Below are 15,439 nucleotides of genomic sequence, written 5' to 3'. Positions count from 1 at the left end.
ACGACAAGAAGTTTCACGTGAAACATCATTAAAACAGTCGAGTCGGCTCGCCAAGATAGTAACCCTGCAAATAATCCACCCCCATGTCTTGTGCAATGGTACACACCTCCTGATTGTGGACGAACTCCGCCACCGTCTCCGCGTTAAACACCTGGCACAAACGCACCAACTGGGAAGCGATCTTGCGCTGTTTTAAGTCTTTATCAATATCACGAATCAAGCTGCCATCGAGCTTTATGACTTCTGGCTCCAACTTTAGGATTTCATCGATATTCGAATAACCGGACCCAAAGTCATCAACAATGATACGCGCCCCTAAGCTTCTAAAATGACTGCACACTTCTATCATTCGGCCGTAGTCTTTGATCTGCTCAGATTCCAGCACTTCTAAACCAATTCGCCTTGGGTCATTTAGCTGGCTAATTTCATGCTCTAAAAGCATTAAAGTTTTATCACTGAGCAAATCTTGCGGCGATAAGTTTATAGAAAAGTCACCTTGCTTATCTCGCATATAATGCAACGTAGAATGAATCATGTGCCGACTTAGTCGAGTGTAAAGATGCGTATCAGAGATAATTGGCAGAAAACGCCCTGGCGCAATCACCGTTCCATCGGCTTCCAGAATACGAACCAAACATTCTTGGCTTGCCAATTTGTGGCTACCAGCATGCACAATGGGTTGGCTATAAGTGATGATGTTCTGTTTGAGAATGGCTCTACTGACGCAACTTAGCCATCCAAGTTGCTCTTTACGCACATCCTCACTGACTTCAATATCTTTCGCATTACAGATATGAGTATTACTGCGTACACCGGAGCGTCTCGCTTCGATGCCTTTGAGTAAGAGCTCATCCACTGAAGCGGATGGAAAATCTCGGCGACTCACTAAGCCGCCGCATAGCGAGATAGAAAGATAATCTATTTCACGTAGGCCAATTGGCTCAAAATTAGTTTGTTCTACCGCGTCAGCAAAACGCGTAAAGTGCTGTTTGATGGTCTCGCTGCTTTGATCAGCTTTAAATATGAACGCCCATTCACCAACCCCAATACTATAAAGCTGCAAAGCCGTTGGCATGCCGAAACGCTTTCGTAGTCGATTCGTAAAGTGCATTGAGAGATCTTTGAGTAATTGATCTCCCACTCGGTAGCCGTATTTTTCGTTAATATGACTAAAGTTAAGTAGCTTTAGAGTCAACAAATGCTCATCCAAATCGATGTTACTCAGCCGCTCTTGCAATGCGACCCGGTTTTGTAACCCCGTGCGACTGTCGCGTCGATAGCTTTCTTGTAACTTGCGCGTTTGGCGATCGAGTTGATATCCCATATGCGCGTTCATATGGTTGAGATCGCCGATCGCATTTCGAATCAAGCTAAACAACGGTGAAATAGAGGAGCTAACGGGCGACTTAGGCAAGTTCAATGTTTGCACTTCGTCTCCCTCTCGCATCGCTAAATACGTCAGGCTGTGATGAAGAATTTCGGGCTGACCAATACCACCATGCAGTTCCCCCATACAGTAACTACCAAACGTCGTCGCAATATCTTTAAAGGCTTGGACTTCGTCGCTGCTGTCAATAAAGTCTAACCGTGACGCGCAGTTAAAAATCATCACGACTTCAGGTTGGTGCATGGCTAACTCAACCACACCATGCCGCACTTGCTCGAGCGTTAACGAGGGATGGTTATAGCAAAATTGCACTTCGTCACCAAGACACCAGGGCCTGTCGAAGCTCATACTGCCATCAGCGTGTAGCTCCGTTACCGTACAAACTTCCTTTCGCCCTAAGCTTTCTCGATACAAAGGAAAGCTGAGCAGTTGACTCAGCGTCACGTCATGGCCATCCGCCAAGTAACGCTTGTATACTTCCAGCGCTTTCTTCTCACCTAAACAATACAAGCGCGTTCCTTTTGCATGAGTGACTTTGTGTGGCATGCCAATCGGGTTCCATTCCGAATACGCATTAGTCCATAGCTTCAAAGTATCACTGTGCAAAGCTACGGCAACCACAGCGTTATCGTAAACTCGGTTTTGATATAGCACCCAGCAGCCATCGTCAATACTCTGCGCCAACCCTCCAGAAATCACTACTTCTTCACTGGCGAAGGTTTGAAACAAGGGATAGTCACGTCGTTCAATTTGCACAGCAAAGCTGAGGATCACCTGTGAATTATGCTGCATTAGAAGAGAGCGCTTGAGCTCCCCGCCATCAATGTCAGGGGAGTAAGAGTATGTTTGTACCGCAGAAGTCAGCGTGGTTTGCTCAAATTCAATCACACTCACTAGGCAACCAGAGGTAAATATCTCCCCTTCCAGAATTACATTACGCGTACTATGCCCCATAACATGAGCATTCGGCAGCGACGACAAAACGGCGTCTGCAAGTGTGGTCGTAAATTCGCGCGATTGCGTCGACAATATTTGTACTAAATATTGTTTATCTGAGGAAGTCGGAAAAGTGACTAAAAAGTCATTCAGTTGACTGACATCGTGAACCAGTTTTGAAAAAGCTCGCATGGACCTACCACTGCCGTAACACTATCTTCACCACGACGTGTGGCGTTACTATTTTTATTTAATAGAGAATAATTTACGTGGCTTTGAGCTGCTTTTCTAGACACAAAATGAGATTAGAATGGATTAATGCGAAAGCAATTAAAAAAGTGTGAGTAACGGCTGCAAACTATTGATTTCAATATCAGGTAAAGTACGTGTTTTTGAATGGTTAATGACATTTTTATTCATATCATTAAACCAACAGGCTGCAAAACCAGCCAACTTTGCACCATGCACATCCGTGGTTAGATGATCACCGACATGCAGAATATTCTCCGCAGGAATATCCAAGAATCGCTTCGCTTTAGTAAACATATCGGTTGCGGGTTTCGCCAATCCATCTGGTCCTGCTTTAAGTACCTGTTGGAAATAAGGCGTAAGACCGATGCGGTCTAAATCCACATTACCGTTGGTGATTGCCACCAACGGGATGTGCTGCGCGAGTTCCTCCAGTACATCGAGGCTTTGCTGCGGCACTTCAAAACGGTTACGCCAGTCCAACGCAACGTCTACTGCGGCTTTCGCGGCGGCATGTGCTGCGTCTTCGTCGTAGCCTACTTGGGAGAAGGCTTGCTGAAGTTGCACTAAACGCCATAAAGTGACATCGCTCTTCAGCTCGGGTTGTTGCTGCACAACTCGCTGTTTGAGAGCAAACCAATCCGCTTTGTTCATATGAGCAACCGCTGGATGATGGTGCTTGAGCCAAGATAGCAACTCACGCTCCATGCGAACGATCACAGGATAGTTGTCATAGAGGGTATCATCTAGGTCAAAGGTCATTGCCTTAATAGGCTCGATACGGCGATAAAATTTCATACTTCGGCTCACTCCCCGTTCTTTTTGCGTGCGCGTGGGTGGGCTTGGTCGTAGGCTTGCGCCAAATGTTGGAAATCCAAGTGCGTGTAGATTTGGGTCGTCGAAATGTTCTCGTGCCCTAAAAGCTCCTGCACCGCACGTAAGTTATTGCTTGATTCGAGCATATGTGTCGCAAATGAGTGACGCAATTTATGCGGACTAATATGGCTTGCGACAGACTGTTTCTGCCCCCATTCAGCCATGCGCTTTTGCACGCTACGATGCGAAATACGCGTTCCGAGCTTAGATACAAACAAGGCGGGCTCACCTGGAGCGGCTAAATCACCACGAACGCGTAGCCACTTCCCAACCCACTCGGTTGCCATCCCAGAGAACGGCACTTTACGTTCTTTATCGCCTTTACCAATAACACGAAGCTCACCACTACGCAGTTGTACGTCACGTACATCCACACCCACCAGTTCAGCCAAACGTAAGCCGGCGCCATACATCAGCTCCATCATGGCGCGATCGCGCACAGCCAACGGGTCGTCCTCGTTGACTTCAAGTAATTGGCTCACTTCGTCAACATCGAGGTTTTTGGGCAACGGGCGTTTTTTGCGAGGTGCTGAAACCCCTTTGGCTGGGTTAGCCGACATCTCGCCACGCAGAATAAGGAAATCGAAAAAGCTACGCAGCGATGAGAGTCGCGTTGCCAAACTGCTGGCTTTCATGCCTTCTCGCATGCCCTTACCTGCTAATTGGCGCACCCAACCAGCATCCACTTGAGACCAATCTTTGAGCCCCATTTCAGCTAAGTGCTGCGCCATAGTTTCTAGCTGCTGTTTGTAATTGCGCTGAGTATGTAGGCTAAGCCCCTTTTCGCTTCGTAAGAATTCATAGAAGCGCTCAAGAGGCTTTTGCAGACTATTTGGCAGAGGAGTGTTGGGAGTTGTCGTCATCGTAACTTTGCCATACCAGTGTTTGAGCGAGATGTGCCACTACTAATGATAGGTGACGCAAAAACAAGGTATCCATATCTGGCTGAAAATGGCCGCCATCTTCACTAGAAAAAGCAAGCACGCCCAGAGTTTGCTGTTTCACGAGCGGCAGTACCACATAGGACCCCATTTCCGGCACTTCCATGTTGCCAAACAAAGCTTCACGATCCACTTTGCGAAGACGTCCTAAGTACGCATCTTTGCCATTTAAGTGAGTGGCCGCAAAGCGTTGATAACTTTCCTTACTCAATTGAATCGATGCGTCGCATTGACTAAACAATCGAACAAACGCACGTAAGCCCAATGCTTTGGCTTTCTCTTCGATAGAATGAATGACTTGTTTAAAGTCACCACACTTTAGAATCTGCCCCTGCAAATCCATAAATTCGTAAAAGGTGCGATCATTGTTCGCCGCAAGCGACATTAGTGTAGTGATCTCTTCCTCTAACTCTTCAATGCGCTGACGTTGGCGATTCATTTGGATGTGTACCAAAGATACCGCGCCTAAGTCTGAGTGTGGGAAAGATAAACGATCCACAAGCTCCGGACGTTGCACAAAAAAGTCTGGATGATCTTTGAGGTACTCGGCCACTACTTCAGCCGTTAAGGCATCTGCTTCTACTTGAGACAAACCGTTTCCTTTTTCTTCAACTAGCAAGACAATTGACCATCAAATACATGCGTTGTAGGTCCGGTCATAAACAACGGCTTGCCAGGGCCTTGCCATGCAATTCGCAATTCACCACCAGGTAGAGAAACCTTAACGTTTTCATCCAACAAGCCCTGCAGAATCCCAACCGCGACTGCCGCGCATGCACCACTACCACAAGCTTGTGTCTCTCCTGCGCCTCGCTCGTAAACTCGAAGACGAATATGGTCACGACTCATCACCTGCATAAAGCCAGCGTTGACGCGCTCTGGGAAACGCTCATGCGACTCAAGCAGCGGACCGAGAGTTTCCACTTCTGCCGTATCCACATCGTCGACCACGGTCACTACGTGCGGGTTACCCATGCTCACAGCACCACAAAACAAGGTATTGTCGCCTGCTCGCATGATGTAAGTTTTCTCTTTTTGCTTCGCTTTGAAAGGAATTTTGTTCGGTTCAAACTCTGGCACGCCCATGTTGACCGTCACTTCCCCATCATCTTCGATGTTGAGAATCATCTTTCCTTTCTTGGTGCTCACGCTGATGCTGTATTTATTGGTCAGCCCCTTCAAGCGAACAAAGCGGGCAAAACAGCGTGCACCGTTACCACACTGTTCAACTTCACTACCATCGGCATTAAAAATCCGATAATGGAAGTCGGTTTCAGGGTCGTAAGGGGCCTCTACCACAAGCAATTGGTCAAAACCAACGCCAGTATGACGATCCGCCAAGCGGCGGATCAGGTCTTGCGAGAAAAACACGTTCTGGGTGATACAGTCGACGACCATGAAGTCGTTGCCCAAACCGTGCATTTTGGAAAAGTGGAAATGCATTTGTTGTGTGTTACTCCGGTAGAATCTGTTCCAGCTGCCACAAACTGGTCAGCTCCTCACGCTGGCGAACTAAGTGGCTTTGTTTACCGTCCACCATCACTTCTGCTGCTCGGGTACGAGTATTGTAGTTCGAAGACATCACAAAACCATAGGCACCTGCTGAACGAACCGCGAGTAGATCACCTTCTTGCAAAACGAGTGCGCGATCTTTACCCAAGAAGTCGCCGGTTTCACAAATAGGACCAACCAAGTCGTAAGTCTGAGCTTCACCCTTTCGCGGTGAAACTGGCACAATATCTTGCCATGCTTGGTATAGCGCAGGACGCATCAAGTCGTTCATTGCAGCGTCGATAATCGCAAAGTTTTTATGCTCAGTATGTTTTAAAAACTCAACACGCGTTAGCAAGATACCTGCGTTCGCAGCAATTGCACGGCCTGGCTCAAAGATCAGCTCCAAGTCTTGGTGATTTTCAAGACGACCAAGTAACGCTTTGGCGTAATCAGAAGGCTGAGGTGGTAATTCATCACGATAGACCACACCCAAACCACCGCCGACATCAAGGTGACGAATGTTAATGCCTTGCGCTTTTAAATCATCAATCAGGGCTAATAAACGGTCTGTCGCGTCGATAAATGGGTCTATATTGGTCAGCTGAGAACCAATGTGGCAGTCGATGCCTTGCACATTCAAGTTCGGCAGGCTTTGCGCGAATTTATAAACATCTGGCGCACGATCAAACGCAATGCCGAATTTATTGTCGCGAAGACCGGTCGAAATGTAAGGGTGTGTTTTCGCGTCGACATCTGGATTGATACGAAGAGAAATTGGCGCAATCACACCAAGCTCACCCGCAACCTTGTTCAAACGTTCTAGCTCTGGCTCAGATTCAACGTTGAAACATTTGATACCTAGCTCAAGAGCGCGCTTCATCTCTGCCGGTGTTTTACCAACACCAGAGAAAACGACTTTTTTCGGATCACCGCCTGCGGCAATCACACGCTCAAGTTCACCACCCGACACGATATCAAAACCCGATCCCAAACGCGCTAGCGTGTTCAATACGCCTAAGTTTGAGTTGGCTTTCACCGCGTAGCAAACCAGGTGAGGATGCTGACCCACAGCACTATCAAACGCCTTCCAATGGCGCTCTAGCGTGGCTCGAGAATATACGTAAAGAGGAGTGCCATATTGCTCTGCAAGAGCTTGAAGTGGGACGTCTTCGGCCCAAAGCTGGCCATCATCCTGATAGTTGAAGTAATCCAAAATTCGCTTCCCTTATTTTATTCGACTGCTGAACCCTAATTTCACCCTAAGGTGCGGTTATTTATTGTGATTGCTCATTCTGTTGAGTGTCATCTGGAATGTATAGTGAGCCAGACTGACCACACCCCGCTAAGGTCGCGGCAACCATCACAAACAACACAGTAACTAATTTTTTCATTTCGCATATCGTGATTATTGAATCAATGCCCCCTATAATCGCACCACACTCAGGAAAAGCAATAGGATAGACGGATGAACGATACTGAATTTCATCAACTGGTGGATGCGCAGATGCAAATCATCGAAGAATCCATCGATGATTCAGGCGCAGACATTGATTACGAAGTCACTGGCAACGTAATGACATTGGAATTTGAAGACCGCAGCCAAATCATCATTAATCGCCAAGAGCCGATGCATGAGATCTGGCTAGCGTCCAAATCTGGTGGTTTCCACTTCAAACTTATTGAAGGTAAATGGACCTGCTCAAAAACGGGTATGGAGCTATTTGAAATGGTGAAGCAAGAATGTGAAAAGCACGCGGGCGAAGCCATTGATTGGGCATAATTCTGGTCAATCGTCACCAAAACAAAAAGAGCACCGAAGTGCTCTTTTTGTTTATTGATACGGGTTTAATTACGCGTTCACAGTTTTGGTCGGGCGACTCGGTGAACAACCGTCATTACGGTAAGGAATGATATACGCATTCCCCTCTTCAGGGTGAATAATTTGATAGTACTGAGGCAGGTTAAAGTTAATAAACTTAGACGCGACGCGACTATCGTCTTTTACCGACGTGTAGAAGCTGTTTACAGACGAAATCATTTCATCTTTAGAGCCGCTAAATTGGTGATACACTTCCACTTGATTTGACTCATCCAACACATAAATATTGAAGCCATCTTCGTTATCTTCAAAGAAGAACTGCACCAGACCTTCACTGGCAAACCCATCCACCGCTTCCGGCATTTGATATTCTTGCTCACGATCGAGCATTAACAGCGGCGAGCCTTTGAGTTTGTTAGTAGAAATGCTGCGGTAGAAATCGATGGAATTTTCTAGCTTCTGCACCGACACACCACGACGTTCAAAGAACAACCCATAAGTCTGGTTACCAAGACGCATCGCTTTAAAGCGGCGACGTTTCTCTTGTTCTACTGGTTTCAAGCGTAAGTCGATACATTCAGCTAAAAGCTGGTAAACCATATTACGCATCACACCACGCATGTTCTTCGCATAGCAGAACACATCCACTGATTCTGGTGGCAACGCATCTTGGTGCATTTTGCCCAAAATGGTTTTCAGTGCATCCAGCATCGCCGTTTCCCCTTTGAAATGCAGCGTACGCACTTCATGCCAAGAGTTACGGTAAACAAGGTCAACACTGCCGACTAAATTTTTATGTTCTGGACCAAAGCTAAAAATATCGGTGTTCTTAACATCCACTTTCAACGAACGACCAGAAAGTTCAGACGTCGGATCATTTTCAAAGTTGATGAACATCGCAAGCTGGCTTATTTCACAAGGACTCGCTAGCGCCTGCATAGATGGACGACGCTTACGCAACGCAAAAGTATTTCGTAAGTCACTCACCATTTGGTAAAACTTATCAATATCTAGCTGCGCTTCACGTACCACGGCATGTAAACGAGTCGATTCAGTGATCAAGCCATTGAAGAATGCCCAAGCAACCAACTTACTCAAGTATTCATGATGCTCTAGATATGGTTGCCCCAAAATGCGGTGCGCAATAAGCGGTTGTTTATAGAGGTACCAACCAGACTTGTTCACTCCCCCTTTTTTCACTTCGATAAAGCTCAAGTCAGGCTCGTGCAGATCAGGTGAAATCTGTGGGTTTAGTAACGTTACTTTGCCCGGCAATACTTCAAAAGCAGCGTAGAGTTTACGGGCCAAAATACTGATGTCTTGCGGACTGATAGCAGAAGTGATGTCGTTACGACGCGCAAATTGAATCAAGTTACGGTAGCTTTGCATCAACGCATCCAGCAATGCATGATGTACCACCTTCACTTGTTCAACCTTCCAATTACGGCGGTCATCGAGCTCTGCAACGACACTTGCATCCCAATTCCATTTTGCAATCATATCGCTCAGCGCTTCACGGCGCCAAGCTACTGAGCCAACATTCGGCTCACGAGATAATTTTTCATGGGTTTTGAGATAGAAACAGCGACGCACCAAATCCAAACGTGTATCGTCTTGAATTCGCTCTAAGTAACGGGTTACTTTTTCCAACATTAAGTAGTACGCATCCATGCCATAGAGATCAGGCTCATGGGCAAAGAAACGACGTTTAGTGTCGATGCTTAACAATTGAGTATGCGGGTATTCCCACGAGTAAGCTTCTAGCAAGATGGCTTTTAATACCGATTTGTAGGGAGAGTCGATGCTTTTGTATAACTGCCACAAGTTCGAACCGAAGTATTCTTCAGCAGGAATGCAGTTCAATTTACCAAAGTCGATCCATTCACTACAATCGATGTAACCATCACTGCACAATTGAGAAACGTACTCGTCGTAACACTCTTCCATTTCTGGCGGCACGATTTGCCATAACAAACGCTGTCCGGCAATACGCACCGCACTACGATAGAATTCATCTAACAAAAGTAAGTGCTGAGATGAACCACAGTTATCACCTGTCATCTCCTCAGAATGATTGCTTCTAAAGCGCTCTTTATCCATTAAGAAAAAGTTCGCTTCCACGCCTTTGCTTTGTGCCCAATCCGTGATGAGTAGGCATTTATTGGTCAATAACTCGCGTTCGTCACAATCCATCTCTGGTGAAATACACACCCAAATATCCAAATCACTGGAAGTACTTTGACCAATCGAGGAGGTACTGCCCATGGTGTACAAACCCAATATAGCGGGCTTTTCTACCGTCTTGAGCGGCTGACCAATGGCAAGTTGAATATCATCTATGAATTGTTGCTGAATGCTATTTAGTTCAAGCCCATGCACACCAAACGGGACATCGGCATCATAATAGCCAGGAATTACAGGATGGTTGTAGTTCAACAAGGCAGGAATCAAGTGGAAGACTTGCTGGCTTTGCGAATCCATAAGCGCCAACGCGCGATCAACTCGCTGCTGATTCAAATTATCTAGTCGCTGGATGATTTTTTGGGTGTAAGCCTGCAAGGGGAATTCCTTGGTTGAACAATCACGAAAATCTGCTGACGTTTTAAACCAAAACGGCTTAAAAACGTGATCAATTTAACACTTTTATTGGTGCGGGTAAAGCTTCACGCCCGTGTATCACTCCGGATACAAAACCATACTTTAGTCACAAAATTAATCGCGCGGTAGTGTCGCTCTTATTACCTATTACTAATAATAGTCCTTAGTCTAATTGAGAATCCAGTCACACTATTTTCATAACGTCATGTAATTCCATTCATAGCCTTCAGAGATAACGAACTAACAGTAAGCATTTCTTGATGAGAATGGTAGGATAAACCCAAATCCAAACAGCATTGAGAAGATCATGACACAATCCACACCGATTCGCATTGCAACTCGAAAAAGCCCTCTTGCTTTATGGCAAGCTTACTTTGTTAAAGACGCCCTTCAAGCCGCTCACCCAGGCTTGGAAGTCGAGTTAGTAACCATGGTGACCAAAGGTGACGTGATTTTAGATACACCACTAGCAAAAGTTGGCGGCAAAGGCTTGTTCGTAAAAGAGCTTGAAATCGCGATGCTAGAAGGACGTGCAGACCTCGCCGTTCACTCAATGAAAGACGTACCCGTCGATTTCCCAGAAGGCCTTGGCCTCGTGACCATTTGTGAGCGTGAAGATCCTCGTGATGCCTTCGTCTCTAATACCTATAGCCACATTGATGAGCTCCCTCAAGGTGCCGTGGTTGGTACTTGCAGTTTGCGCCGTCAATGCCAACTGAAAGAATATCGTCCGGACATCATCATCAAAGAGCTTCGCGGTAATGTGGGCACTCGCCTTGGTAAGTTAGATGCGGGTGAGTATGATGCAATCATTCTTGCTGCGGCTGGCCTTAAACGATTGAAGCTTGAAGAGCGCATTCGTAGCTTTATCGAACCAGAGCAATCACTACCAGCGGTAGGCCAAGGTGCTGTCGGTATTGAGTGCCGCCTTGACGATGAAAGACTGCTTAAGCTGCTTGAGCCACTTAACCACCAAGACACCGTAGACCGCGTTTTGTGTGAGCGCGCAATGAATCTGACCCTAGAAGGCGGCTGTCAGGTACCTATCGGCAGCTATGCCCTACTAGACGGCGACAACATTTGGCTACGCGCATTAGTTGGCGAACCAGATGGCAGCGAAATTGTTCGTGGTGAAATTCGTGGCCATCGTAAAGATGGCGAAGCATTAGGAGTGCAGCTAGCCAATGAGCTGCTAGATAACGGCGCTCGTGAAATCCTAACTAAGCTGTACGCAGATCACGAATAACCATGGCAGTGTTGGTCACTCGGCCGGGAGAGCAAGGCAGCGCGCTTTGCTCTCTGCTCGAAAGGCACGGCATTTCCGCATATCACCATCCTCTGATCGACATTGTCGCCGATCTCACGGACACGCACCTCTCTAAACATCTACATCAAGCTCAAATTGTTATCGCTGTTAGTCGACATGCAGTGCAATGTGCACAGCAAATCTTAGCCAGCAACGGGATGTCATGGCCGAAACAAGCTATTTACCTTGCCGTTGGTCAAAAAACAGCACACTATTTAAGCAAATGTACCCAACAGAAAGTACACTATCCCCAAGTCAGTGATAGTGAACACTTATTGCGACTGCCAGAGCTCAACAATGTGGCACAACAACAAGTTCTTATCCTTCGTGGTAACGGCGGAAGAGAGCTGATCAAAGATGCATTGGTGAGGCGTGGCGCAAAAGTTCACTATAGTGAGACTTACAAGAGAGAATTCATCCCATTCGATCCAGTAAGCTGTATCTCACTATGGAAAAACCTACAAATTAACCAGATTATTGTCACCAGTGGTGAACAACTGGATTATTTGTGCAGCCAATTGACGTCGGAGCAATTGACTTGGCTTAATCAACAAGAGTTGTATATCCCCAGTCAGCGTATCGCTGACATCGCAATTCAAAGGGGGTTCACTCGCGTGAGATGCACGGGAAGCGCATCCAACCAAGAATTACTGGCGGCTCTCCAGCCCTAGCTACACAGGATATAGGCATGACAAGTAAAAATAACGACCAAAAAAATAACGATAAAAACCTTTCCGAAGAAACCTCATCGGCACCGCTAGTCGAAAAAACCACATCGCAGCAGGATGCGGACCTTAAAAAAGAGCAACCACAAGCGGCCGAGCCCCCAAAAACAGCAGAGCCAACCAAAGTCGAGTTTGAAGAAAAACAAGGTAAACGTGGTGTCAAACTAGGTACGGTCGCTATCATCTTATCGATTATTTTTGGCGGTGGCCTCGCGTACAAGCTGCATCAACAGCAAGCCGATTACCAAGCGCAGATCGCCCAACTAAAAAGTCAGCTAGAAAGCACTCAAGCTTCCATGAAGCAAGAACTCAGCCGGGTACAAGAAGAAACCATCGAGAAAGCAACAACCGTGACACACAAAGCGGAAGTGGTACTTGGACAGCAACAGAAGAGCATTGAAAGCTTACAGCTCGCCGTTGCCGATGTGAAAGGTCGTCGACCAAACGACTGGCTATTAGCGGAAGCCGATTACCTTGTCAAATTAGCTGGTCGTAAATTGTTCTTAGAGCACGATGTAGAAAGCGCGACTCAACTGATGGAAAGTGCAGACCAACGCATTGCAGCACTGAATGACCCTAGCCTCGTCAAACTACGTAAAGCAATGGCGAACGATATCACCAAACTTCGCACGATCCCGCTAATTGACCGTGATGGATTGGTACTACGCTTAACTGCCCTACAACAGCAAGTAGACAAGCTCCCTCTCGCCAATGCACTGCTACCTGAAGCTGAAGCCGTAGAAAACACTGAAGTGTCTGAAGATATCGCAAACTGGCAAGATAACTTAATGACCTCTTTGAAGGACTTTTCAGAAAACTTCATTACCTTCCGCACGCGCGATGGTAACGTCATTCCACTGCTTTCTCCTGAGCAACACTTTTACCTGAAAGAAAACATCAAAGCCAAATTGGAAACGGCAATAAAAGCGGTGTACCAAGAGCAAGGTGAAATTTACACCACGTCTCTAAAAACAGCAGACAAATGGGCATTAGCTTTCTTCAACCAAGACGATAATTCTGTTAAAGAGTTCAACAAAACGGTTAACCTACTAAGTCAGCAAAATATTCAAGTGGAATACCCAACAAAACTGCAAAGTCAGTCTCAACTATCAGATGTCATCCGTGAACGCCTACGTCGTGAAGTCACAACGATGACAGGCATGGAGGATAAGTAATGTTTCGTCTTATTTTCCTATTTGTTGTACTAGGCGCAGGACTATTTGTTGGCACCCAGTTTTCTGGTCAGCAAGGCTATGTACTCATCTCCATTGCCGAGAAAACGATCGAGATGAGCGTAACGACATTAGTGGTTTTCGTTATCGCTGCACTCGCAGGTCTTTTTCTGCTTGAGTACCTGATTAAGAAGTTAGTTTATGCTAGTTCTACAACATGGAACTACTTCAGTGTTCGCAAAATGCGCCATTCCCGCCGATACACCAATGAAGGCATTATTAAACTTCTAGAAGGTGACTGGAAAGGTGCTGAGAAGAAAGTAACTCGCTGGGCAAATCATCACGATATGCCGCTGCTTTGCTACTTGGTTGCGTCTGAAGCCGCACAAGGCCAAGGTGATAAAGCAAAACGAGATCACTATCTAGCGCTAGCGAGCCAACAAGAGAACGCCCATCTCGCAGTAGAACTGACTCGAGCGAAACAATTTATCCGCGACAACGAGTTCGAGTCCGCTTTCGATACCTTGCAATCGTTAAAAAGTCAGTATGCGAGTAACTCTATTGTATTGAACTTGCTGAAAACAACGTACATGCAGCTAAAGTTGTGGCAACCTCTTATTGACCTCTTGCCACAACTAACCAAAGCAAAACTCATCACGGAAGAAGAACATGCAGAGCTGATTCAAAAGGCGCAGTGCGGCTTACTCCATGAAGTAGCGCAACAACAAGGTAGCGAAGGGCTAATCTCCCATTGGAATAGTCTCTCACGTAAAGTGAAACAAGACACAAACCTCGTTGCCTGTTTTGCTCGAGAACTCATCACACGAAAAGCTGATGCAGAAGCCTTTACCGTGCTAAAAGAAGCATTAAAAAAACAACCTGCCCCAGAGCTTTATCAACTTCTGCCAGATCTAAACCTGCCAGATACCCACCCTGTCGTGGTCTTCTTAGAGGGAGTAGTGAAGAAAGAACCGGATAACGCCGCTGCCCATAGCGCATTAGCGCACTTCTATTTCCGTCAAGAGAAGTGGCAAGAAGCCCAGGATCACTTTGAGATCGCCTTAAAGCTTCGCTCTGACGTCTCTGACTATGCATTCCTAGCAGACACACTAGAGAAGCAAAATCTAACCAAAGCTGCTCACGAAGTCTCTCGTAAAGCTCTCACGCTCGTACAGAATGACTAACTTAAGATGACCTAACCAAGCCGACAGCTTACCTGTCGGCTTTTTTATTGCCTGCTATTAACCCTTCAGTCCTTACATCAATATGTTTATCAAATTCATTGGTTCCCAAGTAATTTCCAACTTCCTAGCAACTCACTATCGTTTCACTTTCACTCTTCTCTTTTGACTACTCTGATCCTGTCATTCCAGCAGAATCCAAAAACAATTTTAAAAGATGCAGGAATACGTAACTTTAGCCTGTTGATGTATGGTTTTAAGACGTAGCTAGATTTAGGCAATAGAGCACACGCATCGCTAGACTGAGCAAAACAAAAAGATACATCAGTGAAACAGTGGCTATTTTAGTATGCTTATTTGTTCGGTCTATCCGGTAAAAGGGGCTAGAGAAGCAATGGTAGTGCTTTAAGAGAACGATAAGGCAATAGATGGTTCAACACCTTAACAAAGCATCTCCAACAACCTTATCGGGACAGCATGCAGTGATGAGGATGAACAGCTTTAGAGGCAACTGCACTTCTTAGCAAAAATCAAAACGTCACAACCAATACCGATCCCAATATTACTTTGTCGAAAAGTAGATCGCATATGGAATTGATTTTTGGCAAGCATAGATAGAGTAATAAAGATGTGCGGAAATGAAAAAAGCCTCGCTATTTCTAGCGAGGCTTCTTAATAGTGGCGGAGAGATAGGGATTTGAACCCTAGATACGCTATTAACGTATGCCGGTTTTCAAGACCGGTGCTTTCAACCA

The 15,439-nt window shown here is 46.1% G+C and carries 13 protein-coding genes; 5 read left to right on the top strand and 8 right to left on the bottom strand.

Annotated elements, in window-relative coordinates; genetic code table 11:
* Positions 1-28: 28 nt before the first annotated feature.
* From R7Z77_RS20410 to lptM, 7 genes are all read right to left on the bottom strand, one after another.
* Positions 29-2,515 (bottom strand): EAL domain-containing protein, encoded by a 2,487-nt coding sequence (locus R7Z77_RS20410; protein WP_104979846.1) that lies wholly within the window; start codon positions 2,513-2,515, stop codon positions 29-31.
* Between the two features lie 138 nt (positions 2,516-2,653).
* Complete coding sequence (gene yigB, locus R7Z77_RS20405) at positions 2,654-3,370, bottom strand: 5-amino-6-(5-phospho-D-ribitylamino)uracil phosphatase YigB (protein WP_053350826.1); 717 nt, start codon at positions 3,368-3,370, stop codon at positions 2,654-2,656.
* Positions 3,371-3,378: 8 nt separating this feature from the next.
* Entirely contained in the window at positions 3,379-4,311 is a 933-nt protein-coding gene (xerC, locus tag R7Z77_RS20400) for a tyrosine recombinase XerC (RefSeq protein ID WP_005378742.1), read from the bottom strand.
* Positions 4,277-5,008: a DUF484 family protein gene (locus R7Z77_RS20395; RefSeq protein WP_081248199.1), complete on the bottom strand. Its 732-nt coding sequence runs from the start codon at positions 5,006-5,008 to the stop codon at positions 4,277-4,279. Before R7Z77_RS20395 ends, xerC begins: the two co-directional genes overlap by 35 nt.
* Positions 5,002-5,832 carry a diaminopimelate epimerase gene (dapF, locus tag R7Z77_RS20390; protein WP_005378744.1) on the bottom strand — a complete coding sequence of 277 codons (831 nt, stop codon included), beginning with the start codon at positions 5,830-5,832 and terminating at the stop codon, positions 5,002-5,004. Before dapF ends, R7Z77_RS20395 begins: the two co-directional genes overlap by 7 nt.
* Positions 5,833-5,842: 10 nt before the next feature.
* On the bottom strand, positions 5,843-7,096 hold the full coding sequence (gene lysA / locus R7Z77_RS20385; RefSeq protein ID WP_005378745.1) for a diaminopimelate decarboxylase: 1,254 nt from the start codon (positions 7,094-7,096) through the stop codon (positions 5,843-5,845).
* 61 nt (positions 7,097-7,157) lie between these two features.
* A complete protein-coding gene (lptM, locus tag R7Z77_RS28945) occupies positions 7,158-7,274 on the bottom strand; it encodes an LPS translocon maturation chaperone LptM (protein ID WP_005378746.1) in 117 nt (38 codons plus the stop codon).
* 74 nt (positions 7,275-7,348) lie between these two features.
* Here lptM and cyaY point away from each other — a divergent pair, with 74 nt between their 5' ends.
* Positions 7,349-7,663: an iron donor protein CyaY gene (gene cyaY, locus R7Z77_RS20375; RefSeq protein ID WP_005383391.1), complete on the top strand. Its 315-nt coding sequence runs from the start codon at positions 7,349-7,351 to the stop codon at positions 7,661-7,663.
* 69 nt (positions 7,664-7,732) lie between these two features.
* On the opposite strand, the gene R7Z77_RS20370 is transcribed toward cyaY, so the two are convergent.
* The gene (locus tag R7Z77_RS20370) at positions 7,733-10,261 is read right to left on the bottom strand and encodes a class I adenylate cyclase (RefSeq protein WP_053350817.1); all 2,529 of its coding nucleotides are present in this window, start codon (positions 10,259-10,261) and stop codon (positions 7,733-7,735) included.
* Positions 10,262-10,607: 346 nt separating this feature from the next.
* Here R7Z77_RS20370 and hemC point away from each other — a divergent pair, with 346 nt between their 5' ends.
* Genes hemC through R7Z77_RS20350 form a run of 4 tightly spaced genes read left to right on the top strand, consistent with a single transcriptional unit; the run spans position 10,608 to position 14,687 of the window.
* Positions 10,608-11,546, top strand: a complete 939-nt coding sequence (gene hemC / locus R7Z77_RS20365; protein ID WP_005383388.1) for a hydroxymethylbilane synthase — start codon at positions 10,608-10,610, stop codon at positions 11,544-11,546.
* 2 nt (positions 11,547-11,548) lie between these two features.
* A complete protein-coding gene (locus R7Z77_RS20360; protein ID WP_053350816.1) occupies positions 11,549-12,277 on the top strand; it encodes a uroporphyrinogen-III synthase in 729 nt (242 codons plus the stop codon).
* Positions 12,278-12,294: 17 nt separating this feature from the next.
* Positions 12,295-13,506, top strand: a complete 1,212-nt coding sequence (locus R7Z77_RS20355) for a uroporphyrinogen-III C-methyltransferase (protein WP_005378751.1) — start codon at positions 12,295-12,297, stop codon at positions 13,504-13,506.
* A complete protein-coding gene (locus R7Z77_RS20350; protein ID WP_136977226.1) occupies positions 13,506-14,687 on the top strand; it encodes a heme biosynthesis protein HemY in 1,182 nt (393 codons plus the stop codon). Before R7Z77_RS20355 ends, R7Z77_RS20350 begins: the two co-directional genes overlap by 1 nt.
* Positions 14,688-15,439 lie beyond the last annotated feature (752 nt).

The sequence above is a fragment of the Vibrio sp. 1401 genome (assembly GCF_033340295.1).
The sequence above is the reverse complement of the archived record's forward strand: the minus strand, read 5'-3'. Positions and strand labels throughout refer to the sequence as shown.

Bases quoted from the DNA above. Each gene is read 5' to 3' on its own strand.
- R7Z77_RS20410 (WP_104979846.1), bottom strand. From the start codon at position 2,515: ATGCGAGCTTTTTCAAAACTGGTTCACGATGTCAGTCAACTGAATGAC.
- yigB (WP_053350826.1), bottom strand. From the start codon at position 3,370: ATGAAATTTTATCGCCGTATCGAGCCTATTAAGGCAATGACCTTTGAC.
- xerC (WP_005378742.1), bottom strand. From the start codon at position 4,311: ATGACGACAACTCCCAACACTCCTCTGCCAAATAGTCTGCAAAAGCCT.
- dapF (WP_005378744.1), bottom strand. From the start codon at position 5,832: ATGCATTTCCACTTTTCCAAAATGCACGGTTTGGGCAACGACTTCATG.
- lptM (WP_005378746.1), bottom strand. From the start codon at position 7,274: ATGAAAAAATTAGTTACTGTGTTGTTTGTGATGGTTGCCGCGACCTTA.
- cyaY (WP_005383391.1), top strand. From the start codon at position 7,349: ATGAACGATACTGAATTTCATCAACTGGTGGATGCGCAGATGCAAATC.
- hemC (WP_005383388.1), top strand. From the start codon at position 10,608: ATGACACAATCCACACCGATTCGCATTGCAACTCGAAAAAGCCCTCTT.
- R7Z77_RS20360 (WP_053350816.1), top strand. From the start codon at position 11,549: ATGGCAGTGTTGGTCACTCGGCCGGGAGAGCAAGGCAGCGCGCTTTGC.
- R7Z77_RS20355 (WP_005378751.1), top strand. From the start codon at position 12,295: ATGACAAGTAAAAATAACGACCAAAAAAATAACGATAAAAACCTTTCC.
- R7Z77_RS20350 (WP_136977226.1), top strand. From the start codon at position 13,506: ATGTTTCGTCTTATTTTCCTATTTGTTGTACTAGGCGCAGGACTATTT.